The sequence below is a fragment of the Pseudomonas sp. L-22-4S-12 genome (genome assembly GCF_009799935.1).
Taxonomy (GTDB): Bacteria; Pseudomonadota; Gammaproteobacteria; order Pseudomonadales; family Pseudomonadaceae; genus Aquipseudomonas.
Genome location: NZ_WELL01000001.1, coordinates 574,301 through 598,949 on the forward strand (window position 1 = coordinate 574,301; position 24,649 = coordinate 598,949).

The window sequence follows — 24,649 nt, forward strand, 5'->3', positions numbered from 1 at the left end:
CAGCCAAGGCCGAGGGGCAGCAGTGCGCCGAAGCGCCAGCAGTGTTTAGAGTTCACGCAGACTCTCCGCAGGTTGGATGCTGATCGCCCGGATGGCGCCGACCATGGCGACCAGTGCAGCGACCAGCAGAGACAGCAGCAGGGCCGCCAGGCCATGCCATACAGTGATCCGGCAGACGAAGCTGCCGGTGGCCTGGGCGCCGCCGAGCAGATGGTCGAACAGCTGGGCGCCGGCGAAATAGAAGGCCAGCCCACCCAGGTAGCCGACCGCACTGAGCAGCAGCGCCTGCTGCACTATGTAGCCGGCTACGGCCGGGCTGCCGAAGCCGAGCAGGCGCAGTACGGCGAGGCTCCTGCGCTTGCGGTCGATGTTGGCCAGGAAGGCGCCGACCAGCGAGGCGATGCAGCCGATCAGGGCGGCGCCGGCGATGATGCCGAAGATCAGCCCGAGCACATGGTTGATCGCCTTGACGTTCTCGATGTCGGCCAGGCGGCTGGTGGTTTCGATGTTCTGCTGGTTGAGCCAGCGTTCCAGCGGCGCGACCGCATCGATGTCGCGGGCATACACGCGGGCGCGGGCATACAGCTCGCCGGTTCCGGCCAGTGGCTTGCCGCTGGCGACGCCGAAGCTGGCCTGCCGATAGCCATCGCGGAACTGCTCCAGCTGCAGCAGCAGCGCCGGCGCGACGAAAGCGGCGGGACGGCCGAAACGCGCCGGTTCGAGGATTGCCAGCACCTGCAGGTTCAGCTCGCCACGTTCGCTGACCCCGTCCAGGTGGCGGATCGCGCGCAGGCGGATGCTGTCGCCGACCTTGACCGCCAGTCGTTCGGCGGCGCGGGCACTGAGGATGGTCTGCTGGCCGACGAGGCTCTGCGCCTGGCTACCCAGCAGCGGGTCGCCGGCTTCGCTGGGCAGCACTTCGGCACTTTCCACAAAGCGCTGCCCGGCCAACAGGTCGGCCTGGGTGTTCAGCGAGCGGGTCTGGCCGATGGCGAAACCGACCTCCGGCCGCTGGCGCAGTTGCGCGATCCAGGCGGCGTCGTAGTTGCCGCTGGAGAGCATCTTCACTTCGAGATTGCGTGGGTCGCGCAGCAGTTCGTTCTGCAACTGGCTGACCACTCCGTGCTTGAGGCCGAACAGCAGCAGAAGCGGGGCGATCACCGCGACCAGCGAGGCCGCGATGCAGAAGGACACCTTGCGGTCGTGCCACAGGTCCTGCATGGCCAGCCAGGCGAGCAGGCCGAGGCGTTCAGTCCAGCGCGGCAAAGCGAGTCTCCCCGGCCACGCTGACGGCGCCGAGGCGCGCCAGGGAAAATTCATCCACCAGCGCCCAGTCATGGGACACCACCAGGGCACTCAGGCGCAGCTCGCCGACCAGCTCCAGCAGCAGCTGGAACAGGCGCCGGGCGCTGTGCGGGTCGAGGGCCGCGGTGGGTTCATCGGCCAGCAGCAGTTGCGGCTCGTGGGCGATGGCGCGCACACAGGCGACGCGTTGCCGTTCGCCGATGGACAGCGCCTGCGGCAGCTTGTCGAGTAGGTTGTCCAGGCGCAGCGCGCGCACGGCCTTGTCCACCATGGCGCTGCGCATCGGCATGCCGAGCAGGTGCCGCGGCAGGGCAATGTTGTCGCGCACCTTGAGGAAGGGCAGCAGGCCGCCGTTCTGCAGGACGAAGCCGAGTTGGCGCGAACGCACCGCAGCCAGGGTAGGCTGGTCGTCGGCGGCCAGCAGGGCGCGGATGTCCTGGCGCTCGCGGCCGAGGCGGTATTCGCCCAGGTCGCTGGGAGCCAGCAGCAGGCCGATGGCCTCCAGCAGGGTGCTCTTGCCGCAACCGCTCTCGCCGGTGATCGCGCGCACTTCACCGGGTTCCAGATGCAGGTGCGGCAGGCTCACCCGGTGAGCCTGCGCATCAGTGCCGCGCTGTACCTCCAGTCCCTGGATGTCGAGCATGTCAGGGCATCATTTCCAGGGGCACTGGATACACGTTGTCGCGCGCATCGCTGTCCTTGGCCAGCGCCACCCAGCGGTCGACGTCGGCGTTGTAGCGCTGGTAGTGACGCAGCTTGGTGCTCAGGGTACGGATGAATTTCTCCTGGGCCAGGCCGTCCCAGCTCTTCCAGGTTTCCTCGTCCAGGTTGAGTACTTCACTCTGGTAGGGCAGGTCTTCCAGGTATTCGCCGAGCATGCCGAGGTCGGCCAGCTTGGCATTGCCATTCTGTTTCAGCTGGTTGGGGTCGGCGCCCATGGTGGCGGCCACCGAACGCAGACGCTCGAACATCTCGGCCGGCGAGATCAGGCCTTCGTTGGCGGCGTCGAGGATCTGCTTGAGGACGTCACTCAGGTCGCTGAGCTGGGACTTGGTCAGCAGCACGCGCACATCGGTGGTCGGCACGTTCTGCTTGATCGGATCACGGTCGGCGATCCACGCCTGGAACACGGGCGGCGCCTGGCTGCCGGTCTTTTCGCCGAGGTAGGCCAGGCGCATGGCGTGGCCGATCAGCGCAGCATCTTCGAGCATCTTCTGCTCGGCCGGTTCCTGCTTGGCGTTCAGCGCGCTGCCGATCGCCTCGTCGCCCATGTAGGCGGCCTTGACCTGGCCGGTGATGGCGGCGGCCAGGGCGTCCACCTTGCGGCCGAAGGCGTCCAGGTCACCGGCATCCACCGGGTAGTACAGCGAGGTGTTGGTGCCCGGGTAGGTCGACAGCGCCTGGTACTGGGCTTCGGCCTTGCCGTGGTTGTTCAGGCCGGCCTTGGTCTTCAGGTGCAGGCTGTAGATGGCCACGCCGGGGTTGCTGGCCTCGATGCGCACCTGTTCGGCGCTGAGGCCGGTCTTCGACAGCTTGTTGTCGCCCTCGATGGCGCCGGCGTCGCTGATCAGCACCACGTAGCGGGCGCCGAACTGGCTCCAGTCGACCTGGTCGATGGCGTGCATCACCCCGGCATAGGCATCTTCGTCGAAGCTGCTGCTGGAGACCTTGGCCTGCTTGAGGTCGGCGACCTGGCTCATGAAGTCGGCCCCGTCCTTCACGCTGTTCGGGTCGGCGTACATCTTGCTGACGTACTCCAGGCCCGGCACCGCATCGGTGCTGGAGCGGAAGGCGACCAGACCGAACTTGACCTGTTTGCCGAGGTTTTCCTTCTCGATCTGCGCATAGACCTTGCCGATCGCATCGCGGGTGCGCTGGATGTAGGGGTCCATGGAGATGGTCGAGTCGATCACGAACACCACCGCCGCGCTGAACTCCTTCAACTGGCTGGTGACGGCCTGCGCGTTTGCACCGTTGCCGGCAGCGGCAGTGGAGGCGCTGGCGGCCTCGGCCTCGGCTTTGCTTACCGAGGCGACGTTGAGGATGCGCGTGCGGAAGCCTTCCTCGGTCATCACTTCTTCGCCGCTGAGTACCGGCAGCAGGTAGAACTCCTTCTGCAGGTCGACGAAGAACTCCGGCTCCTGGGCCAGAACGCCTTCGGCCAGCTTGCCCTGCTTGAGCTTGGCGCGCAGCGGCGCGACATGGCTGACTGGGTCCGGCGCATCGAGGATGCCTTCCAGGGTGCTGCGTTCCTTGAAGAACATCAGGCGGTCGCGGTTGGCCGGGTTGGTAAAGGCCAGGGTCAGCTGCATCTTCCAGTCCACGGTGCAGCTGGCCGGCAGCCAGCCGACCGTCTGGCCGAAGCTGTCCGGGCCGACCTTGAGCCACTCGGCATTGGCCGCGCTGGTCCGTTCGTACACGTAGAAGCGGCTGAACGGCGGCTGTTCGCCGCCCGGCACGCCACCGGCGGCGGGGCTCAGCTGGCAGCCCGGGGTGGTCAGCACGCGCTGGAACAGGGTCTGCTTGCCTTCCTGCAGCAGCGGCTTGTCGGTGGCCTGCAGCAGGGGGCTGGCACACAGGGCCAGCAAGGCGGCGGAAGAAAGACTCAGGCGGCGCAGGCTCACGGCTTCAGCTCCTCGAAACGTTGCTTGGCTTCGGCGTCATCCGGCATGGAACCGAGGATGGTTTCGTACCAGTAGGCGGCTGTGGCGGCATCCGGCTCGGCAAAGCATTCGCTGGCCTGGTGATACTTGGGGTCGTACTCGCGGGCATAGGCCCTGGCGATTTCCACATCGCCGGCCTGCGAACGGTTGGCGTACAGGCGCTGGGCGATGCCGCAGTGCTTGCCGGCCTTGGCCCTGGCGATCACTTCCAGCAGCTCGGCGCTGCTCGGCGCCTGCTTCACGCAGCCCTGGACGAAGGCCAGTTCGGACAGGCTGCCCATGTTCTCCACCGCGCACGGGGCGGCCGGCGCCGCGGCAGGCGCCACGGCGTTGCTTTCGCTGGCGACTGGCACGCTGCCGCTCGGTTCCACGACGTCTTTGCTGAACCAGAACCAGGCGGCGGCCGCCGCGCCCAGCAGGACCAGCAGCACTAGGATCAGTGGCAGCAGCCAGGCCTTCTTCTGCTGTTCGGCCGCGGGGGGCGGCAGCGCTGCGGGTTCGCTGCTTGCCGTGGCCGTCGGCTCTGTTGCAGGCTCCGCGACCGGCTCGGTGACGGGTGCCGGCGGCGCCACTTCGGCCAGGTTCAGCTCGGGCAGGCGCGGAATGTCGAGGGGTTCGCTGAGTTCGGTGCTGCCCCCGGTCGAGCGGGTATCGCCTTCCGAGGACGACAGCAGCAGCCCCGGGCCGGGCCGCACCACGCCCTGGTCACTGTGGCTGCCATCCTGGCTGCGTAGCTCGAAGCGATAGTTGGAGCTGCTGCTGCCCTCCAGCAGAGGGTCGACCACTTCCGCGCCGACCAGCGCTTCCAGCGAATCGCCATCGCCACTCGGGGTGAAGCGCGCCACCTTGAACCAGAACGCGTTATTGCTCCACTGCCGACCATCCTGCAGGAAGTAGTGGTCCTGATTGCGCTGAATGGAGAACTCCAGCTGTTCGCTGGCGCCTTGCCACTTCTTTACTGCCAGGCGCGCTTGGCCAGGCACGCTCGGCTGCAGGGCCAGCAGATCTACACGTATGGGCATGACTTATCTCGCGGGGAAGGTCTGGAGCACGCGGCCCAGCCATTCGTTCTGTTCAAGGGTGATTTCGCGGCCGGCGCTGTGCCCGGCGTTCTCCTGGGTGACCCAGGCCAGGCCGGACAGCCAGTCGCCGAGGAACAGCTGGGCCTGGTTGGCCGGCTGCGGCGGCAGTTCGGGCAGTTGGCCCGGCTGCGGGCTGCGGTAGAAGGCGAACAGGTGATCCTTGTTGCCGACCAGGCTCTTGGGGCGCTGGTCGAGCGGCTTGGCCAGGTTGCCGAACCAGGACACGTAATCGCGCAGCACCAGTTGCACGGCAAGCACCTGGCGCTGCACCAGCTGGTCGCGCCGCGCACCGCTCTGGGCACGTTGCTGCAGCGCCTGGCTGAGTTGTGCGGGCACGCCCAGACGGTAGGCGCCGGTGATCAGTTCATCGACCACGGCCTCCACCACCTTGCGGTTGAGACCCAGCAGGTTGAGCAGGTTCTGCCGGTTGCCGAGGTCGCGCAGCTGGCCGATCCACAGTGCCAGCACCGCCTTGGCGAAGCGCTGTTCGCTGTTGTGCTGCTCGGTCACGACGACCTTGCCGGTCGGGGCGCTGCCGCTTGCGCTGGCGAATGCGTCACCGAAGTCGAAGCCGCCATCGTTGCCATACAGGCTCTGCGGTGCGGCGGGCTGTCCGCTGTCGGTCTGCTCGCCGGCCTCGTCGCCGACCTCGTAGGCGCCACTCAGGTAGAGGTCGCGCACGGTGTCGCCGGGCAGTTGCAGGTGCTCGATCAGTTCACCGAGCACCGCCGGTTTGCGTCCGAGCTCCTGGAGGATCATCTGCGCCTGGGCGCGCTTGAGAGCCAGGGCGCCTTCGCCGTCCTTCTGGTACCAGCCGTTGAGGCTGTGCAGCAGGTCGTCCAGGCAGTGCTCCAGCTGCTCGTTGATGCGCTGCAGCTTGAAGTCGATGCTCGCCACGTTGCCGAGGTATTCGCTGACCCGGCGGATGCCACCGTCATTGAGGGTCAGCATGGCCTGCCAGGCGTCGCTCGGAGCATGGATGTGCTGGCGTACGCTGGCGCTCTGGGCGAAGGTGCTGGCCATCAGCTGCATGGCCGGCCGGCAACTTTCGCGGATCGCCAGTTCCTCGCCGTTTTCCAGTTCGAGGAAAGGCGTGACCAGGCGTGGCTTGCGCACCAGGAAGGTGTTGTTGAACGGTTGCCCGGCCCAGCTCTTCATCCAGTCGGCGTGACCGAAGCGCTCCTGCAGGGTCATTTTGATCAGGTTTTCCCAGAACTCCTCGAACTGGTTTTCACTCTGGTCGAGAGCCTTCTGGATGCGCAGGTCGAACACCGTGATGGCCCAGATCAGGCCGGCGGCACGCTTGCTGCGCTCGCTCTCGTTGCGCCCCTGGGTCTTCTCGATCCAGCGGGTCAGCACCGGCTCGACGTCCTTGACCTCGATCTGTGCATCGGAACGGGTGCAGATCACCAGGCCGTTCATTTCCTGGTTGTCGGTGTAGCGTTCGAACAGGTAGGCGACCTTGCCGCGCAGGATCAGCTGGGAGATGGCGTTGTCATCCTGGTGGATGTCGGCCATCGCCCGGTAGCCCTTGCGCGTGCGGTAGCCGGGGAAGTCGAGCAGGTCGACCTGCTCGACGCGCGGGTCCTGGGTCGGATTGACCAGCGGGAAGATCATTTCCGCGGTCAGCGCGGCCAGTTGCGCGGTGGGCACGCTGACCGGCGCCAGCAGGTTGTCGCCCTGGGCCGGGCGCACGTCGATCGGCAGGTCGCTGCTGGTGCCCAGGCGGCCGAGGATGTCGACGTTCATGATGCTGTCGCGCTGCTTGAAGTCGTCGCCTTCGCGGCTCACCAGGGCCTGCAGCGGGGCGTACACGCGCGGTGCCGAGCCCAGGCGCTGCAGGGCGCCGGCCAGCAGACTGTAGGTGCGGGTCAGCTCCGGCAGTTCGCCCCAGAGAATCGAGAACAGCTCGGCACGCTGCTGATGATTCAGGCGCGGGGCCAGTTCCAGCACCTTGGGCCAGTAGCCGTGCTCGAGCTTGCGCGTCATCTTTTCGGCGAGGCCGTGGATGTAGTCCATCAGCGACACCACATCATCGGCGTTGACCCCGGCCTGAGCGGTGCCGCTGCTGCCTTCGACCTGCTTGAGGATGCGGTTGATGCGGGCTTCGTCGATCTCGTAGTCGATCTTGTCCTGATCGAAGTCCTTGAACCAGGCGTTGGCCAGGATCTTGGCGATCTCGATCTCGCTGAACAGCTTGAACTCGATGGGGAAGTCCGCCGGCCCGCTCTGCGCGCTACGGCTGAAGCGGGTGACCAGGCCGGTGGCCTCTTTGCCGCCGCCGACCGGGTTGACGTGCTGGATGAAGTCCAGGCGGGCGTCGCCGAACAGGGTTTCCAGCTTGCCGTTCTGGCTCGCCGCCAGGGCCGAGATCAGGTACGACTTGCCAGCCTGGGACAGGCCGAAGAAACCGATGGTCATCGGTGTGCCGGCGACCCGTCCGAGGCTGCTTGCCAGGTTGCGCGCGCGGTGCAGCTTGAGGTTGAAACTGTCGGCTTCGCTGTCCAGGCGCGGCGCGTTGCCGCGTACTTCGCGAATCCATTCCAGGGTCTGGCCGGCACCTTGGTGAACGGCGGACCAGGCATGGGCCAGGCGGTTTTGTTCCGGGGTCAGGTTGCTCATTTGCGCTTCACACTTCCACTGTCCAGCCAATACTTGGTCTCGCTCAGCCCGGCATCGAGCATGGTGTTGAGCTCCAGCTCCAGGTCACTGCGCGGGTTGAAGGAGACCCTGCTGCTATTCGATTCGATGCTGGCGATGGCCAGGCGGTCGCTGATCAGGCCCTGCTTCTTGGTGTGGCGATCCGGGGTCTTGACCTGCAGGCGCACCTTCAGCAGCGGCGCTTCGCCGTTCTCGCCCACCGCGCGGGAGAACTTCTCGCGTCCGGCCGCGGTGAAACGCAGGGTGTACAGCGGCGAGGCGGCCCAGCGCTCGGCCGCCAGCTGGCGGAAACCCAGGCGCAGGTCGCCGCGCATCTCCAGCTGCGGGGTGTCGGCATCATCACCTGTACCGACCAGCGGCAGACGGATCTTGCCGTCTTCCGACTCGATGTTGCGGTAGAGCACGTCGGCGTCCTTAATGACGTTGTTCAGGTCGATCACACCGATATGCTTGACCGTCGAATACGGCTTGAGCGCCGCCGAGCGGAAGTAGAAGTTCGGCACGCTGTGGTTGGCGCACAGCAGGCAGAGCATGGCGCCCACCGAGGCGGTGCTCTTCGGGTCGTCGATCAGGCCGCTCTTGTGGAACGGGTACCAGCCGCCGGTGCGGTAGTTCTGCAGTGGCAGGATGCGTCCCGGTGGCAGTGGCAGCATCTTGCGGATGAACGCCTGCACGCCGGGCAGGCGCGACGGCCGGCCGGTGAGCAGCAGCACGTCGCAGGGATAGTGGAAGATCACTTCGCACAGCGCGCCGAGGATCTTGGTCAGGTTGATCTGGCCATTGAGAAAGGAGCCATGCAGCTGCTGCAGGTCGAAGCCGATCGGCACCTGTAGCAGGTCGAACTGCTGCCCGCCGACTTCGCGGCGCACCGCGCTGTTGACGTACTCCCACACGGTGTCGCTGACCGTGCGCTCGCCAAGCAGCTCGGCGTAGCTGTAGCGGGTGACTTCCTGCGGCTGTTCCGGGTCGTACTGCTCGTAGGCCTTGAGCAGGGCCAGGCCCAGCGGGGTGAAGACCTGCAGGTTGAGCTGCTGACGCAGGATGGCGTCCTGGGCACTGACCGATTCGTCGCCGCACAGGCGCGACATCAGCGCGGCCGGGGCGCGCACACCGGCGGCCTGCAGGGCCTTGTCGAAGCTCGGCAGGATGAAATCCTGGATCACGTCGAGGAGGATGTCGTCGCCGGCCACCTTGAAGCCGTCGCGAAAGCGCTGCTCCGGCACGATGTGCACGTTGCTGCCGCTGCCGGCATTGCCGGCACGGTCCAGGCGGTAGTCGGTGATCACCAGGTCGGTGGTACCGCCGCCGATGTCGATGGTGGCCAGGGTGATGCGTTCGCGATCGGTCTTGTCCGGGCGGGCCAGGGTGGCGAAGAACTCTTCCGGGTGGCCGGCGAAATTTTCGTTGACCTCGGTATACAGGTACACCAGCTGGCCGCAGGAGGCCTCGTCCCACTCGACGCGGATGCTCGGGATCGGCGTGCGCGCGCGGCTGACTTCCTCTGCGTGCGGGTCGTCCTCGCCGTTGTGCCAGCCGAGGCTTTTCCAGACCAGGCCGATGGCCTGCAGCATGCGCTCGTTGAGGATGCTGCGCTCGGCCTGGGGCATGCCCGGCGGTACGGTGAGGATGATGCTGTTGAGTTGACGCGGCACCCGCGTGTGGCCCTGGCGCGAGCGCTGGGCCGGGCTGTTGATCTGCGACAGGGCCTGGGCCAGCACCTCGGCGAGCATGAAGGTCATCAGCGAGCTGCGCGAGTAGCGCGGCATGAAGACCGGCAGGCGGTCGTCCTCGTCGAGGCTGTAGAGCGCCTCGCCGGTTTCGTTGATCAGGTGCGAGAAGGGCGCGGCGGTGGCGTAGGGCTCGCTGTCGCTCTTGACGTAGGAGCAGTTGAAGCGCCAGCCATGACCGTAGGCGTTCTCGTCCCACAGGTAGCGTTTCGGGCTGGAGAGCCCGGTCGAGCCTTCGGTGCCGCGGCGGCGGCTGGCCAGGCGGCCGGCCTCGCTGCCGACGCGGGCGATGGTCGGCCACTGGAAGGCGTCGTGGCGGCCGCTCTTGACCGAGAAGTGGTCCTTGCCGAAGTACGCCTGGGCGAACTCCACGCGGCTCTCGAACGGCTGGTTGTAGGTGTGCTCGGGGGTGATCAGGTCCCGCAGTTCCAGCACGTAGTTCTGCTTGAGGCCCGATCCGGCCTGGCCGTGGTTCTCGATCAGGATGCCGCAGGTGCGCGAGTTGCCGACGTCCAGCACCAGGTCCACTGGAATCGGCTTGACCTGACCGTTGGTCTCGTTGGCGACCACCTTGAGTTCGGGGATTTCCACCTTGGCGCGGGCCTGGGTCTGCTGCGCGGCAGAAGGCCGGGCGAGCAGGCTCAGCACATTGAGATAGTGGGCCAGGTGATGGTTCTCGCGCACCTCGACGTCGACTTCCTCGCGCGGACGATGGGCGTTGCCTTCGTTGAAGATTTCCAGCAGCCATTCGCGAACCCAGTCGCGGTCGAGGAACCATTGGGTGTCGCGGGTGTTGCAGGCAATGCGGAAGGCCACCCCGGAATTGACGTCCTCCTCGTTGGGCGCCAGGTAGGCCGTGCCGTCCTGCTTGCGCATCACCCGGCTGTCGAAGGCCAGGGTCAGGCGATGGCTGTTGCCGTCGATATCGGGGCTCGGCAGTTTGACCAGGCGCATGCGCGCCCAGTTGCTCGGCCCCTCGTCGAAACGGTGCGGCGGCATGAAGCGGAAGAACGGAATCGGCAGCCAGAGACCGTCGAGCAGCTCGAGACTGCTCTTCATGTCGATGCTGAACACCGGCTTGGCCTTCTCGATCTTCTCCGGCTCCGGCTCGTAGAAGTAGAAATCCTTCTCTTCGTTGTAGAGCAGGCGGATCGGCAGCGAGTGGGTGAGCGGGGCGAACTCGCCCGGCGGCTCCTTGCGCAGATCGAGGGCGAGGGCAAAGTCCATGAACTGGATGCCGGTGTCGCTGACCAGGGTGACGGTTTCTTCGAATTGGGTAATTTCAGGCAACATCGTGGTTCATCCAGTCTTATTCGCCGGCCCGGCGCATGGACATCGGGAAGCGTTCGTTTCCATAGCTGCCGGTGCAGTCGGCAATGCTCTGTGCGCCCTGGGCGCAGGTGACCTGCGGCATGTCGTAGTTGCTGCCGTCGGCGCAGGCGGCCTGGCCCTGGCTGTCGATGCCGAGGCTGCCGCCGTTCATGGCGGCGACCACCGGGCCGGAGCAGGCCACGCCATCCGGGCGGCGTACGGTGACTTCACCTTTGCCGTCGTTGAAGCGGTATTCCAGGCGCAGCGGCTTGCCCGTGCGGCGATCCTGAATGCCGGCTCCGGCGCGCCAGTCGCCATTGAGGAAGTCAGCCGGGCCGTTGCCGGCCTGCTCGGGAATGCTCAAGGGCTCGGCCGGCTCGTTGGGCAGCTGTGGAGGCTGTGGCGGTTCTGCCGGCGCTTGTGGCTCCTCGGCAGGCGGCGCTTCGCTGGCCGGCGGTTCTGCGGTGGCTGGTTCCGCCTGCTCTTCCGGCGGGACGGGCGGCGTTTCTTCCGGCGCCGGTGGGGCTTCGGGGGGCGAGGGTTCGCCTGGCAGGCCCGGGGCGTTGCCCGCGCCTTCGCCGACGGCGCCGCCCGGCCCGTTCAGCTGCAGGCCATTGCCCAGCGAGACATCCGGCAGGCCGGCAGCAGGCAGGTTGGGCAGCGTCACCCCGGGCAGGCCTGGCAGGCCCAGGCTGGGCGCGCAGGCGCGCAGGCCGAGCAACAGCAACAAAAGCAGCAGCAGGAGTGGCAGCAGCCACCACCAGCGGCGCCACCAGGGGCGCTGCTCGGTCGTATCAGCAGTGGTTGGCGCAGGCATGCCCTGCGCTTCGAGCAGGGGCGCGGCGCTGCTCGGCAACGGCACCGCGGGTTCGTTGCGCGGATACAGGCAGTGCAGAGGTTCCAGGCTGCGATCGGCATTGGCGTGCTCGAAGCCCCAGAAGGTCAGGATTGGCTTGCCGTTGACCAGATAGACGAAGCTCTCGTCGGGGAAGTTGATCACGCGCTTGAGCAGCTTGCCGAAGATCGCTTTGTCGCCCGGGCGATCAGCCGGGTCGGCGCTCAGGAAGCGGGCACTGAGCTCGTCGAGGGAGCTCTTCAGGGCTTCCAGTTGCGCCCGTGCGGGCGCACGTTCTTCCTCGGTGGCGGAGGTCCAGGGCACGACATCACCCTCAATGCCGCTGTACCAGTCGATCTGGTCGCCCAGTTCGTTGCTCTGCGGGATCGCCAGATGGTCGACCAACTGCGGGTTCTTGCGACGGATCGCTTCACGCAACTGCAGTGCAGCGCGATAGACCGGCTGGCCAGTCTCCCCCAACGCGGTAAAAGTCTGACTCTTACCGCTGCGTAGCAAAGCACCCCGCATCCTGCGTTTTCCTTGTGTTTCAAGCACGAATCATGTGTGGCAGCGCACAAATACCCGCGAACACTAATGGCAAAGTGCCTTGGCCGTCAATTTGCCACCAGCCTGTTTTATGACGCTTTTTCCCTTGGTTGCCGGTCTGTGCGGGGCGGGCGCCTGCGCGCCGGCACTTGTGGTCTACCGCTGCGCAAGCTCGGGGCATTGGCGCCGGGCCCCTTATTGGCGGCACTCGCGCAGGGGGCGTGCCGCTTCGCACAAATCAGCCGCGAGGTTGCATCTCCCCGCCCGCTCGCGAAGAATGCCCCAAGCCCTGCCGGCCGTGGCGCCGGTGCACGATGGATTGCATGCAGATCGCAAGGAGTTGTTCATGTTCAGCCGCCTCGCCAATGTCTTCAAAGGCATCCTCTCCCTGTTCATCAAGGATCTGGAGCGCCAGAACCCGGAAGCCCTGCTGGAACTGGAGCAGGAGAACCTGCGCAAGCAGATCGCCAACTTCAACCAGGGCCTGGCCGCCCACGCCGGCCTGGCCGAGCGCCTGATGAGCCAGGTGCGCAAGCAGGAAGCCGAGGAGCGTGAGCTGCATGCGCGCACCACCGCCCACCTGCGTGCCGGCAACAAGTCGGCCGCCGCACAGAACGCCCTGCGCCTGCAGAGCCTGGCCCGCGAGCTGGAAGAGAATCGCCGCCAGCTGGCCCAGGCCGAAGAGACCTACCAGAACCTGACCAAGGCCCGCGAAGTGGCGGTGAACGCCGCGCGCAGCAAGATCGAGGCGCTCAAGGGCGCGATCAACGACATGCGCATGAAGACCGCCATGGCCGAGATGAACGAGATGGCCGCCGGCATGGTCAGCACCATCGGCGGCTCCGGCGACACCCTCAACCGCCTGCACGAGATGGTCGAGGAAGAACGCACCAAGGCCGCCGGCCGCGCGCGCATGGCCCGTGACTCGATGGACATGAGCGAAGTGAACCTCAAGGAAGCCGAGATGGATGCCCTCGCCGACCAGGCCTTGGCCGAGTTCGCGGCCAAGGAAGGCATCGCCCTGCCTGGCGCCGAAGCCAGCAGCGAGGCCCCGGCAGCCAGCCGCAGCATGGGCGGCAATCCGCAGTCGGAAAGCCAGTAAGCCATGAGTGGGGCACAGGAAGTACCCAACTGGCTCGACGAACTGCGCCTGGCCTATGAAAGCGGCGCCCATGGCCAGTTCGTGCTGTACGGCAACGTCGCCGACCGCTTCCCCCTGGACGGCCGCCTGGTCAGCCTGACCCGTTACCTGGACGCCAGGCTGCTCGCCACCTTCGACATCGTCTTCCTCTACGACCCGGGCAACGGCCTGAGCCTGCTGCGCGGCGGCGAGCGTTTTGCCGAATGGCCGGCCGCGGCGCAGATCCAGCCCTGGCCGCACGACCCGCGCGAGGCGGTGGAGCTGATCAGCCGCTACCTGCGCTACCGCGCCAACCTGCGCGCCCTCGGCCGCGGCGACAGCGAGCATGTGGCGGTGATCCTGCGGGGCGCCGAGCTGGTGCTGCCGGCCAGCTTGCAGGGCGACTTCGCCACCGCCAGCCTGGCCAGCCTGGTACGCGATTGGGCCGCCGAGCCGCCGTTCTGCGACATGGCCTTCGCCAGCCTGCTGCTGGCCGACAACCTCAACGACCTGCATCCGCTGGTGGCCAACAACCCGCGCATCGACCGGGTGCAGGTGCCGCTGCCGGATGCCGCCAGCCTAGAACAGTGCCTGGCTCAGCTGCGGCTCGATCATCCCAAGGCCTTCGCCGCCGAGGACGCGGGTGCGGTACAGGCCCTGGCCGGGGTCAGCCTCAGCGCCCTGGCCAGCCTGGTCAAGCGTCGCGCCCAGCAGGGCAAGGTGCTCGGCGCGCAGGACTGGGCCGAGGCGAAGAAGGAGCTGGTCGAAGCCGACAGCGCCGGCCTGGTCGAATTCATCGAGTCCGCGCGCACCCTCGACGACTACCACGCCCAGGATGCGTTGAAGACCTGGCTGCGCCAGGACATGGCGCTGTGGCAGGCCGCCGACCTGCGCGCCTTGCCCAAGGGCTACATCTTTTGCGGCCCGGTGGGCACCGGCAAGACCTACCTGGTCGAGTGCCTGGCCGGCGAGGCCGGGGTGCCGGTGGTCAAGCTGAAGAACTTCCGCGACCGTTGGGTCGGTTCCAGCGAAGGCAACCTGGAGAAGATCTTCCGCCTGATCCGTGGCCTCGGGCGCTGCATCGTGTTCATCGACGAAGCCGACCAGAGCCTCGGCAAGCGCGACGGCGGCAGCGGCGACAGCGGCCTGTCCGGGCGCATCTACTCGATGATCGCCCAGGAGATGGGCGACGCCGACAACCGCGGCAAGGTGATCTGGATTCTCGCTTCCTCGCGCCCGGACCTGATCGAGGTCGACCTCAAGCGCCCCGGCCGGGTCGACGTGAAGATCCCGCTGCTGCCGAGCACCACGGTCGAGGAAAGCGCGGCGCTGCTCAAGGCGTTGCTCAAGCGCTTCGACCTCAAGCTGGAGCTGGCCGAGCTGGTCAAACTCGACCTGCCGCTGTTGCTCACGCCCGGAGCCGCCGAGGCGCTGGCGGTGAAGGTCTACCGCCAGGTGCGCACCAGCAAGCTGTCGGCCCTGGCCGCGCTCAAGCAGTGCCTGCAGGGCTATCAGCCGCCGGTTTCCGAGCAGGTGCTACGGCAGCAGATGATTCTCGCCATCCGCGAGGCTACCGACGTCGCCTTCGTCCCCGAAGCGCTGCGCCACCTTGCCCAGGAGACCGTCAGTCCATGAGTGTCGGGCGTTATCTGTGGTCCGCCTTCAATGCCCGTCCGCTGGGCATGCCGCTGCCGCCGAACTGGCTGGCGCTGGCCGCCGTCGGCCTGCTCGGCGCGTTCATCAGCCCCGGTTTCTGGGTGCTGGGCGCCGGCCTGGAGCTGGCCTACCTGGGCCTGCTGGCCAGCAGCAAGCGCTTTCGCAACGCGGTGGATGCCGGCGAGGTGCGGCTCGATCCGGCCGAGCTGCGCTACGAGAGCACCCTGGCCCAGCTCGGCGACAGCCAGCGCCAGCGCCAGCAGCGCATCGAGGGCCGCGCCCGCGAGGTGCTGCAGCTGCTCTCCCGCTCGCCGCTGATGGCATCCCACGCCGACAGCCTGGAGCAGCTGGTGTGGCTCAACCTGCGCCTGCTGGTGGCCGGCCAGGCGCTCAGCGTGGTGGTCGACACCGCCGCCCAGGACAGCACCGAACTGCAGCGCCAGGAAGAGCAGATCGACCAGCGCCTGGCCGCCAGCGACCTCGGCGACGAGCTGCGCCGCAGCCTGGAGCAGCAGAAGCAGGTGATCGACGCGCGCCAGGCCGCCCATGCCGAAGGGTTGCGGCGCAAGGAACATGTGGACGCGGAGCTTGCGCGCATCGATCAGCAGATCGCCCTGATCCGCGAGCAGACCCTGCTGGCCACCGACGAGGAGCAGATCGGCACGGCGCTGAACGCCCTGACTTCCTCGTTCAACGAGGCCAGCCGCTGGCTCAACGACCAGCGCGACCTGCTCGGCGTGCTCGAACTCAACGAACAACAGAGCCTGCCGCGCTACGTGCTGCAGGGCCAGGGCGGCAAGCCGGCCGCCACGGCCACCGTCAAACACTGAATTGGCGGGCCATTGCCCGCCCCTGACAGGGAGAGATGTCATGTATTTATCCACACACAGGCAGCGCCAACGCGGCAATGCCGCCGGCAAGCTGCTGACCATAGTGCTGGTGCTCGGCCTGCTCGGCCTGGGCGGCTGGCTGGTCAGCAAGGACATGCTCAAGCAGGGCGGCGACAGCCCGGTGGCCAGCCTGCCGAGTAGCCTCGGTGGCGGCGCGGCGGTGCCCGAGCCGGCCGAGCCGGTCAGCGGCACGCCGGTGCTGCAGTCGGCCGCGCCCTACGAGATGAAGAACAACATCATCGACATCGACATCAGCGAGTATGCCGGCTACGGCGGCCTGATCGTCGCCAACGGCGGCCTGGCGCCCAACCCGGAGTCGATCTTCGCCAAGCAGTACGGCTTCCAGGTGCGCCTGAACAAGGGCGAGAGCGAGGAATGGTCGGCGTTGAACAACGGCCAGCTGGCCGCGGTGGCGACCACCACCGACGTGCTCGCCGTGCTCGGTCGCCAGTTCGAGGTCACGGTGCCGGCGCAGATCGCCTTCTCCCGCGGCGCCGACCAGGTGGTGGTGGACAGCGGCATCGCCAGCATCAACCAGCTCAAGGGCAAGGTGCTCGGCGCCAGCCAGTTCAACGAGAGCGAGTTCTTCATCCGCTACCTGGCCTCCGAAGCCGGCGTGCCGGTCAAGGTGCTGCGCGACCTGGAAAGCCGTCCGGCGCCGGGTGAGCTGGGCCTGGTGTTCTACGAGGATGCCTTCGTCGCCTGCGATGCCTACGCCGCCGAGCTGGATGGCGCTGGCCGCCTGAACGGCTGCGTCGGCTGGTCGCCGCGTACCGACGAGGTGGTCGCCGAGTCTGCTGGTGCGGCGAAGATGCTGGTGTCCAACCGCAACCTGCTGGTGGTGGCCGACATCCTGGTGGTCAACAAGGGCTTCGCCACCGCCCATCCGGACAAGGTCAAGGGTCTGGTGCACGGCCTGCTGGAAGGCAACCGCCTGCTGCGTGACGATCCGCAGAGCCATGCCGGCGTGGTCGCCCAGGCATTCGGCTGGACCCAGCAGGAAACCCTCGACGAGCTGGCCAAGGTGCACCTGAGCAACCTGCCGGAGAACCTGGCCTTCTTCGACGGCAGCATCGACTCGGCCGGCTCCTTCCAGGGCATCTTCCAGTCCTCGGTGCTGGCCTACGGCGCGCTGATCAAGAACCCGGCCGATCCGGCGCGTTTCGCCAACCTGCAGCACCTCAAGGCGCTGGACGCCGGCGGCCAGTTCAAGGGCCAGGCCATCGCCATCGCGCCGATCCGCACCACCGGCAAGGTCGCCCTGGAAGGCGACGCGCTGCTGAGCAAGGACATCCGCTTCTTCTTCGAGGCCAACTCGGCCGCGCTGGACAAGCAGGCCAAGGCCAACCAGGACTACCTGGACACCATCAAGAAGTTCCTCCAGGTCAGCCCCGGTTCCATCGTCCTGCTGCGCGGCCACGTGGACAACGCCATGGTCGCCGACTTCGAGCGTCAGGGCGGCCCGGCGCTGGTCAAGAGCATGGCGCTGAAGGCCATGGAGCTGTCGCGCCAGCGCACCCTGGCGGTCAAGGAGGCCCTGCTGGCCCGCCATCCCGGCATCGCCGACGACCGCATCGAACTGGTCGGCCGCGGCTGGGAAGAGCCGATCGGCCAGGACAGCGAGCAGAACCGCCGCGTCGAGGTGCAGTGGTTCACCCTGGAGTGATCGGCCGCGCTGCCGCGCTTGTGCGCGGCGCAGGCTGAAACAAAAACACCGGCGTCAGGCCGGTGTTTTTTATTGCTCGTGCACGGTGCCCGGTCTTAGAACCAGGGTTTGGCCGCGCTGACGTAGGTCTGCTCGAACTCTTCATCGGACTTGGTCAGGTAGATGATGAATTCGACGAAGGCGATCACGCCAATCACCATCGAAGGGATCCCCAGCAGGATGAAGCCGAAGATGAACACCAGCAGCATGATCACGCCTTGCTTGTTGTAGCCAAGGAAGAACTTGTGCGCGCCGAAGGCGCCGAGGAAGAAGGCGAGGATGGCGGCGGGGATCTTCTTGGACGAACCGGCGGCGGCCTGCTCCTGGTAGATGGCTTCGGCCACGCCGTTATTCACCGAGAAATCCACAGCCGCACCGCTTTTCGGCAGTACGGAGCCTTTCCACTGGGCCACGTCGAAGTTGTAGCGGTTGCCGTCGTCGGCGCTGATGATGCCGCTGCGGCTGTCGCTGTTGAAGTCGAGGATCTTGCCTTTCATGGTGCATTCCTTGTACTGGGGGTGGGGATTTCGACGCGGGTTATTGCAGGTTGGAACTAGGGCGCAGCGAGCCGAAGGCGGCGTACTCTTGCCGCAGTGGCCGATGGGTTTGGCGCTCGTGTTCGGGGTCGCACAGGCGTATTGCACGCTGGCATGGTCTGGCTGCGTGGCTGGCCGGTCAGGGCAGGCAAGGCGTGATATGGGCGCAGGACGGGCGCGAAGAGCGAAGTATCGATGAGTATCTTCCCTGAAACTGGCAAAGCCATGCGTGGCCTGTTCTGTGGTGGGCCGATTTCATCACAGCAGTAATGGCACTTCAATGGCGCCAATAAATATACGTCAAACTTGCGGGAAATCAGCCGCTTAACCAGTCGAGCGGTCGGGTTGTTCGGACATGTCGGGGGCAGCCAGCAAGACCATGCCCGCCTGGCGAAACCGGCGCTTGGGCTTTTGGCTGTGTGCAGTGGTCCGCAGCCGCTCCTACGACAAGGCGGCACGGAGCTGGCCGGGCCATGGGCAAAAAAACGGGGCCATCGGGCCCCGTTTGGTTCGTGCGCAGAGGGCTTACTCGCCCGGAATGTCCTTGCGCAGCCTGACCGGCTCTTCCTTGCGTCCGCGGGCGGTGCGCATGCGGATGTTGATCGCCTCGACCGCCAGGGAGAAGGCCATGGCGAAGTAGACGTAGCCCTTCGGCACGTGGATCTCGAAGGCTTCGGCGATCAGCACGGTGCCGACCACGATGAGGAACGACAGCGCCAGCATCTTCAGCGACGGGTGCTTGTCGATAAAGTCGCTGATGGTGCCGGCGGCGACCATCATCACCAGCACGGCGACGACGATGGCGGCGACCATCACCGGCACGTTGGAGACCATGCCCACGGCGGTGATCACCGAGTCCAGGCTGAACACGATGTCGATGATGGCGATCTGGATGATGGTGCCGACGAAGCCGCCCATCATGCTCTTCGGCTCGCCGGCGGTTTCGTCTTCGCCTTCCAGGCCCTGATAGATCTCCGAGCTGCTCTTCCACAGGAGGAACAGGCCGCCGAAGAACAGGATCAGGTCACGCCCGGAAATGCCCTGGCCCATGACGCTGAACAGGTCGGCGGTGAGGCGCATCACCCAGGTGATGGACAGCAGCAGCAGGATGCGCGTGACCATGGCCAGGGCCAGGCCGAAGAAGCGGGTCTTGGCCTGCATGTGCGGCGGCATGCGCCCGACCAGGATGGCGATCATGATGATGTTGTCGATGCCCAGGACGATCTCCAGGACCGTCAGGGTGAAGAAGGCAACCCAGATTTCCGGGTTGGTCAGCCATTCCATATCTATTCCTTGCTATTCAACGAGTCGGGCGGCGCCGTGCGCCGGCTAAGCGCGGCGATTCTAGCCGGCTTTGCGGGAATTTTCCGGTACTTGCGGCCTTCACCCGCCGAACAGCGGGAACACGCCCAGCAGCAGCGCGGCCAGGAGGATGGCCAGGCAGATCAGCACCGCCCACTTGAGGGTGAAGCGCTGGTGGTCGCCGAACTCGACCTTGGCCAGGCCCACCAGCAGGTAGGTGGACGGCACCAGCGGGCTGAGCAGGTGCACCGGCTGGCCGACGATCGAGGCGCGGGCCATTTCCACCGGACTGATGCCGTAGTGGCTGGCGGCCTCGGCCAGCACCGGCAGCACGCCGTAGTAGAAGGCGTCGTTGGACATGAAGAAGGTGAACGGCATGCTCACCAGGGCGGTGATCACCGCCAGGTACGGGCCCATCGACGGCGGGATGACGTCCAGCAGGCTCTTCGACATGGCTTCGACCATGCCGGTGCCGGACAGGATGCCGGTGAAGATGCCGGCGGCGAAGATCAGCCCGACCACCGCCAGGACGTTGCCGGCGTGGGCGGCGACGCGCTCCTTCTGCTGCTGCAGGCAGGGGTAGTTGATGATCATGGCCAGGCTGAAGGCGATCATGAACAGCACCGGCAGCGGCAGCAGGCCGGCGATCAGGGTGGCCATCAGGGTCGCAGTCAGCGCGCCGTTGATCCACAGCAGTTTGGGCCGGCGCGCCTCGGGGTACTGCGACACGCTGATTTCGGCGTGCTTTTCCTGGTCGTCCGGCAGGTGCAGCACGCCGAGGCGCGCGCGCTCGCGCTTGCCATACAGCCAGGCCACGCCGAACAGGGCGAGGCAGCCGACCAGCATGGCCGGAATCATCGGCACGAAGATGTGCGACGGGTCGACCTGCAGGGCGCTGGCGGCGCGGGCGGTGGGCCCGCCCCAGGGGGTCATGTTCATGATCCCGCCGGCGAGGATGATCAGCCCGGCCATGATCAGCGGGCTCATGCCCAGGCGGCTGTAAAGCGGCAGCATGGCCGCCACGCAGATCATGTAGGTGGTGGCGCCGTCGCCGTCGAGGGAGACGATCAGGGCCAGGGCGGCGGTGCCCATGGACACCTTCAGCGGGTCGCCCTTGACCAGGCGCAGGATGGCGCGCACGGCCGGGTCGAACAGGCCGGAGTCGATCATCAGGGCGAAGTAGAGGATGGCGAACATCAGCATCACCCCGGTCGGGGCGAGCTTGCCGATGCCTTCCAGCATCATCGGCCCGATGCCGTTGGCGAAGCCGCCGAGCAGGGCGAAGGCGATGGGGATGATGATCAGGGCGATCAGGGCGGACAGGCGCTTGCTCATGATCAGGTACATGAAGGTCATGACCATGGCGAAGCCGAGAATAGTCAGCATGGCGGTATCTCCGGTCGGGGCTGGGCGAGGGGAGCTGGGCTCAGCGCGCGGCGTGCGGCGAACGGAGGGCAGGCGTGGAGCGGCCGGAGTGGCGGCAGGAACGAGGCATGGCAATCACCCATCTTGTTGTTGTCGGGGTTGGCCGGCGGCTGCGCGCAGCCGGACGAACCGGTCTGTGCCGGTAGTGGGGCGATGCTAAGGGGCGAAGCTTTCAGCGGGCTTTCGCCGACCGACCGTTCAGCGCGGCAGCAGGGCCAGCACGCCGAACAGGCTGAGGCCGGACAACAGGGTTTGCAGGGTGATCAGGCCCGCCATCAGTTGGCCGTCGCCGCCCAGCTGGCGGGTCAGCACGTAGGCGGTGGGCGCCGTAGGCAGGGCGAAGAACAGCACCAGCACCGCGCTTTCCAGCGCCGGCAGCTGCAGCAGGCGCGCCACTGCCAGGGCCAGCAGCGGCATGCCCAGCAGGCGCAGGCCACAGTTGCAGAACAGGGCGGCCTGTTCTCCGGCCAGCTCCTGCGGGCGCAATGCCGCGCCGACGCAGAGCAAGCCCAGCGGCAGGCTGGCGGCGGCCAGCAGGCCGAGCAGGCGATCGCTACCGCCGGGCAGGCCGATGCCGGCCAGGTTGACCAGTATCCCGGCCAGGCAGGCGAGGATCAGCGGGTTCTTCAGTACCGGCAGGAGCAGGCTGCGCACGCTGACGCCGCGTTCGGCGGTGAGCGACCAGACCGACAGCACGTTCACCGCCGGCACCATCAGCGCCAGCAGCAGCGCCGCCAGCACCAGGCCGGTCTGGCCGTGCAGGCTGCCGACCACGGCCAGGCCGAGGTAGGTATTGAAACGCAGGATGCCCTGGCTGAAGGCGCCGAAGCGTGCCGCCGGCCAGCCGCGCAGGCGGCGTACCAGCAGCAGGGCCAGCCAGGCGCCGCCGAGAGCGAGCAGCACGGCCAGGGCCAGGCGTGGCAGCGCCGGGTTGTCCAGCGGCGCAGTGGCCAGGCTGCTGAACAGCAGGGCCGGGAACAGGATGAAGTAGTTGAGGCGTTCGGCGGCCGGCCAGAAAGCCTCGCCGGGGAAGTCCCAGCGGCGCAGGGCGAGGCCGCCGAGGATCAGGGCAAACAGGGGCCAGAGGCTGTAAAGGAGAGTGGTCACGGCGGCTTCCGCTTCGTTCGAGCCGTCATCTTGGGCAAAAGCCGACGCTCAGGCTAGGGTCTGTGAAACACTTCGGGAGAGCATCCATGACCGACACCCACAGCGGCGGCTGCCATTGCGGCCGCCTGCGCTACACCTTCGAGGCGCCACTGCAGGATATCGCGCACTGTCACTGTTCGATCTGCCGGCGCACCAGTGGCGGCATCGTTACCACCTGGCTGACGGTGCCGGCGCGAAGCTTTCGCTGGAGCAGCGGTGAGCCGGCGGCCTACGCCTCTTCGCCCAGTTGCACGCGCTATTTCTGTGGCCACTGTGGCTGCCACCTGACGCTGTTCACCACGCTCAGCCCGGACAGCCTGGATATCACCGTAGCCAGCCTGGATCACCCGGAACTGGCCCCCGCCGAGCGGCATATCTGGGTGAAGAATCGGCTGCCCTGGCTGCAACTGGACCCGCAGTTGCCGCAGGAGGATGAAGAGGCCATCCCCTGACGATCAGGGCAACAGCAGCCCGCCGCTGGCCTTGTGCAGGTCGCGCAGGTGCGTGCCGAGCTGCTTGAGGTTGGCTTCGCCGGCTTCCAGTTCGGCCAGGCGCTGGGGTTCGAGCAGACGCCGCACTTCACGGTCGAGGTCGTCGCTGAGTTGGCGCAGGGTTTGCTGGCGCGTCGTGCTCTCCTGCTCCAGACGCTGCCATTCGCTGCGTTGCGGCAGGCCGTAGCCGGCGTCGAGCAGTTCCGCCGGGCGGCTGAGAAAGCCGCTGTTGGCGAGGATCTGCCGCAGCGTGCTGTCGGCCTCGCCGAAACCCGGTTGTTGCTGCTCGCGGGCCTGCAGGTAACGCTGCTTGAGGTCGTCCTGAGCCAGCAGCAACTGGCGGCGCAGGGCGGCCTGTTCGAGCAGCAGCAGGGCCGCGCCGGTGCGCAGATCGGCGCGGGCGAACCAGCTGCGGCGCTGCTCGGCCGGCAGCTGCAGCCAGTCTTCGACCTGCTCCTGCGGCACCGGCAGCTGGGCACGCAGCACGGCGAACATGGCCTGGTAGCGCTCACGGAAGGAGTCGAAGCGGTAGCCCAGGCGCAGCGCCTCGCGCGGGTCGGCCAGCACGCTGCGGTCGGCCAGGCCGCGGCCGTCGAGGATGTCCAGCAGGCCGTTGGGCATGATGCTGTCGAGGGCCTGCAGCTCGTCGCGGCCGCTGCCGCTGCGCAGCAGCTTGAGGGTTTCCACCGCACAGTTGTTGGACAGGAACCAGTAGTCGCCGTCGTAGCTCCAGTGCAGCTCGGCGGCGCGCTCGACCAGTTGTTCCAGTTCGCTGCGCTGCAGCTTGAGCGGCACCGAGGCCAGGCCGCGCAGCTCGACCTTGGTGTACTCCTCGATCACCTGGGCCAGCGGCAGGACGAACAGGCGCGAAGGGTAGGCGCCGGTCAGGCCGTCCCAGCTGGACAGCTGCACGTCGCCGACGAAGGCGCGGTAGGACAGGACCAGATGTTCCTGCAGGTCCAGGCGGCAATCCGGGCCCCGCGGCCTTCCCGGGGCACAGATCACCAGGCGCAGCATGCTGTGCCCCCAGCGGCTGGCCCACTGCTGGTTGGGCTCGGCGAGCAGGTAGTCCACCTGGTAGACCCGTGCAGGGTCGAGCTGGCCGAGGGGCTGGCGGGCGAAGTCGCGGCCGGCGTTGAGGTAGGCATAGCCGGCGGCGCAGGCCTGCTGCTTGGCCGGCGCCCAGGCGAAATGGGCGGCGAAGTAGCGCTGCAAGGCCGGCCGGCGGCAGGCGTAGCCCGGGTCGAGGAGGAAGTACTCGAGATTCACCGCGACGAACTCGCGCGGATTGCTCAGCTCGTACAGATCGGGGCTGCGGCTGTTCTGCCCGTTGTCCTGCTCGCGCTCGCCGCGCTTGCCGACCGCCTGCTGCCAGCCGGCCAGGTCGAGCAGGCGCGGGTCGTCGCTGAGGGTGAAGCGCCGTGCGTCCTGGCCGCGGCATTCATCCGCCAGGCCGACCGCGCCGCTGCTGGCGACGCGGGCCTGGCAGCGCTGCAGCAGGTTCTGTTCGGCAGCCGGCCAGAGGCGCGCGCGGTCATACAGGTGGGTCAGCTCGTGGACGATGGTGGCGAGCACTTCGCGGCGCAGGTTGCCGTGGGGGCGCCCGCTCGGTACGTCAGCCTGCTGCGGGTCGAGCAGGCGCGGCAGCAGGTTGGCATTGAGGCTCAGGGCATCGAGACGGGTGATGCGCCCGTAGGCGTTGGCCGGCAGGTCGTCCTGCCAGCGCACCCGTACCTGCCGATCAAGACGCTGGATAAAGCTGGGCGGCAGGGCGTTCAAGGCCTCGTCGATCAGCTGCTGGCTGAGCTGGCGTTCGGCGCGGTTGAGCCCGTCGGTGTCCAGCTGCAGGCGCAGTTCGGCCTGCGCCGCCGTGGCGGTTACCAGCAGCAGGGCCGGCAGCCAGCGCACGGCGGCTGTCCTCACAGGGCGAGGATGGCTGCGGCGAGTTCCTGGTCGGAGGCGCCGCGGGCTTCCGGCAGGCGTTCACGCAGGGTGACGAGCGCGGCTTCCAGCTCTACGCCGCGGATCTCGCCTGCGCTGGCGACGAAGCTGGCGGCGTCGTCCCGGGCGGCGCGCACGACCTTCATGTCGCGGATCGAGGTGGTGGTATCGGAGGTGAAGTCGAAACTGCGCTCCAGGGCACGGATGACGATGTTGCTGGTGGCCACCAGGGTCTGGGCTTGAGCGCTGGCGGCGCCCAGGCAGAGGGTGGTGGCGAGGATGGTAGGCAGTAGGTGGCGCATGGCGG

General features: G+C 67.1%; 18 protein-coding genes. 5 read left to right on the top strand and 13 right to left on the bottom strand.

What is annotated here, in order from left to right:
- Positions 1-45 precede the first annotated feature (45 nt).
- The 7 genes from F3I16_RS02640 to F3I16_RS02670 are packed head-to-tail and all read right to left on the bottom strand — an operon-like array spanning position 46 to position 12,112.
- Positions 46-1,266, bottom strand: a complete 1,221-nt coding sequence (locus F3I16_RS02640) for an ABC transporter permease (protein ID WP_178116635.1) — start codon at positions 1,264-1,266, stop codon at positions 46-48.
- The gene (locus tag F3I16_RS02645) at positions 1,250-1,948 is read right to left on the bottom strand and encodes an ABC transporter ATP-binding protein (RefSeq protein WP_160492207.1); all 699 of its coding nucleotides are present in this window, start codon (positions 1,946-1,948) and stop codon (positions 1,250-1,252) included. The genes F3I16_RS02640 and F3I16_RS02645 overlap by 17 nt, the downstream gene beginning before the upstream one ends.
- A gap of 1 nt (position 1,949) precedes the next feature.
- On the bottom strand, positions 1,950-3,914 hold the full coding sequence (locus F3I16_RS02650; protein WP_256670092.1) for a vWA domain-containing protein: 1,965 nt from the start codon (positions 3,912-3,914) through the stop codon (positions 1,950-1,952).
- Positions 3,915-3,925: 11 nt separating this feature from the next.
- Positions 3,926-4,990 (bottom strand): hypothetical protein, encoded by a 1,065-nt coding sequence (locus F3I16_RS02655; RefSeq protein WP_160492208.1) that lies wholly within the window; start codon positions 4,988-4,990, stop codon positions 3,926-3,928.
- Positions 4,991-4,993: 3 nt separating this feature from the next.
- On the bottom strand, positions 4,994-7,672 hold the full coding sequence (locus tag F3I16_RS02660; protein ID WP_160492209.1) for a putative virulence factor: 2,679 nt from the start codon (positions 7,670-7,672) through the stop codon (positions 4,994-4,996).
- Positions 7,669-10,731 (bottom strand): virulence factor SrfB, encoded by a 3,063-nt coding sequence (locus F3I16_RS02665; RefSeq protein WP_160492210.1) that lies wholly within the window; start codon positions 10,729-10,731, stop codon positions 7,669-7,671. Before F3I16_RS02665 ends, F3I16_RS02660 begins: the two co-directional genes overlap by 4 nt.
- Positions 10,732-10,747: 16 nt before the next feature.
- Positions 10,748-12,112, bottom strand: coding sequence for an SrfA family protein (locus F3I16_RS02670; protein WP_160492211.1), 1,365 nt, complete (start codon positions 12,110-12,112; stop codon positions 10,748-10,750).
- A gap of 364 nt (positions 12,113-12,476) precedes the next feature.
- Here F3I16_RS02670 and F3I16_RS02675 point away from each other — a divergent pair, with 364 nt between their 5' ends.
- Genes F3I16_RS02675 through F3I16_RS02690 form a run of 4 tightly spaced genes read left to right on the top strand, consistent with a single transcriptional unit; the run spans position 12,477 to position 17,462 of the window.
- Positions 12,477-13,232 carry a PspA/IM30 family protein gene (locus F3I16_RS02675; protein WP_160492212.1) on the top strand — a complete coding sequence of 252 codons (756 nt, stop codon included), beginning with the start codon at positions 12,477-12,479 and terminating at the stop codon, positions 13,230-13,232.
- A 3-nt stretch (positions 13,233-13,235) separates the two neighbouring features.
- The gene (locus F3I16_RS02680; RefSeq protein WP_160492213.1) at positions 13,236-14,885 is read left to right on the top strand and encodes an ATP-binding protein; all 1,650 of its coding nucleotides are present in this window, start codon (positions 13,236-13,238) and stop codon (positions 14,883-14,885) included.
- Positions 14,882-15,736: a hypothetical protein gene (locus tag F3I16_RS02685; protein WP_160492214.1), complete on the top strand. Its 855-nt coding sequence runs from the start codon at positions 14,882-14,884 to the stop codon at positions 15,734-15,736. The genes F3I16_RS02680 and F3I16_RS02685 overlap by 4 nt, the downstream gene beginning before the upstream one ends.
- A 40-nt stretch (positions 15,737-15,776) precedes the next feature.
- On the top strand, positions 15,777-17,462 hold the full coding sequence (locus F3I16_RS02690) for a phosphate ABC transporter substrate-binding/OmpA family protein (protein ID WP_160492215.1): 1,686 nt from the start codon (positions 15,777-15,779) through the stop codon (positions 17,460-17,462).
- A 95-nt stretch (positions 17,463-17,557) separates the two neighbouring features.
- Here the strand turns inward: F3I16_RS02690 and F3I16_RS02695 are convergent, their stop codons facing one another.
- The 4 genes from F3I16_RS02695 to F3I16_RS02710 all read right to left on the bottom strand — a co-directional run bounded on the left by F3I16_RS02695 (position 17,558) and on the right by F3I16_RS02710 (position 21,871).
- A complete protein-coding gene (locus F3I16_RS02695) occupies positions 17,558-17,998 on the bottom strand; it encodes a TM2 domain-containing protein (protein ID WP_160492216.1) in 441 nt (146 codons plus the stop codon).
- Positions 17,999-18,562: 564 nt separating this feature from the next.
- Positions 18,563-19,321: a TerC family protein gene (locus F3I16_RS02700; protein WP_160492217.1), complete on the bottom strand. Its 759-nt coding sequence runs from the start codon at positions 19,319-19,321 to the stop codon at positions 18,563-18,565.
- A 99-nt stretch (positions 19,322-19,420) separates the two neighbouring features.
- Positions 19,421-20,725 carry a CitMHS family transporter gene (locus F3I16_RS02705; RefSeq protein ID WP_160492218.1) on the bottom strand — a complete coding sequence of 435 codons (1,305 nt, stop codon included), beginning with the start codon at positions 20,723-20,725 and terminating at the stop codon, positions 19,421-19,423.
- 237 nt (positions 20,726-20,962) lie between these two features.
- Positions 20,963-21,871, bottom strand: coding sequence for an AEC family transporter (locus F3I16_RS02710; RefSeq protein ID WP_160492219.1), 909 nt, complete (start codon positions 21,869-21,871; stop codon positions 20,963-20,965).
- Between the two features lie 86 nt (positions 21,872-21,957).
- On the opposite strand from F3I16_RS02710, the gene F3I16_RS02715 reads away from it, so the two are divergent.
- Positions 21,958-22,362, top strand: coding sequence for a GFA family protein (locus F3I16_RS02715; protein ID WP_160492220.1), 405 nt, complete (start codon positions 21,958-21,960; stop codon positions 22,360-22,362).
- A 3-nt stretch (positions 22,363-22,365) separates the two neighbouring features.
- Here the strand turns inward: F3I16_RS02715 and F3I16_RS02720 are convergent, their stop codons facing one another.
- Both F3I16_RS02720 and F3I16_RS02725 read right to left on the bottom strand, forming a co-directional pair.
- On the bottom strand, positions 22,366-24,324 hold the full coding sequence (locus tag F3I16_RS02720; protein ID WP_372239593.1) for a DUF4105 domain-containing protein: 1,959 nt from the start codon (positions 24,322-24,324) through the stop codon (positions 22,366-22,368).
- Complete coding sequence (locus F3I16_RS02725) at positions 24,321-24,644, bottom strand: DUF2388 domain-containing protein (protein ID WP_160492221.1); 324 nt, start codon at positions 24,642-24,644, stop codon at positions 24,321-24,323. The genes F3I16_RS02720 and F3I16_RS02725 overlap by 4 nt, the downstream gene beginning before the upstream one ends.
- Between the last annotated feature and the right edge of the window lie 5 nt (positions 24,645-24,649).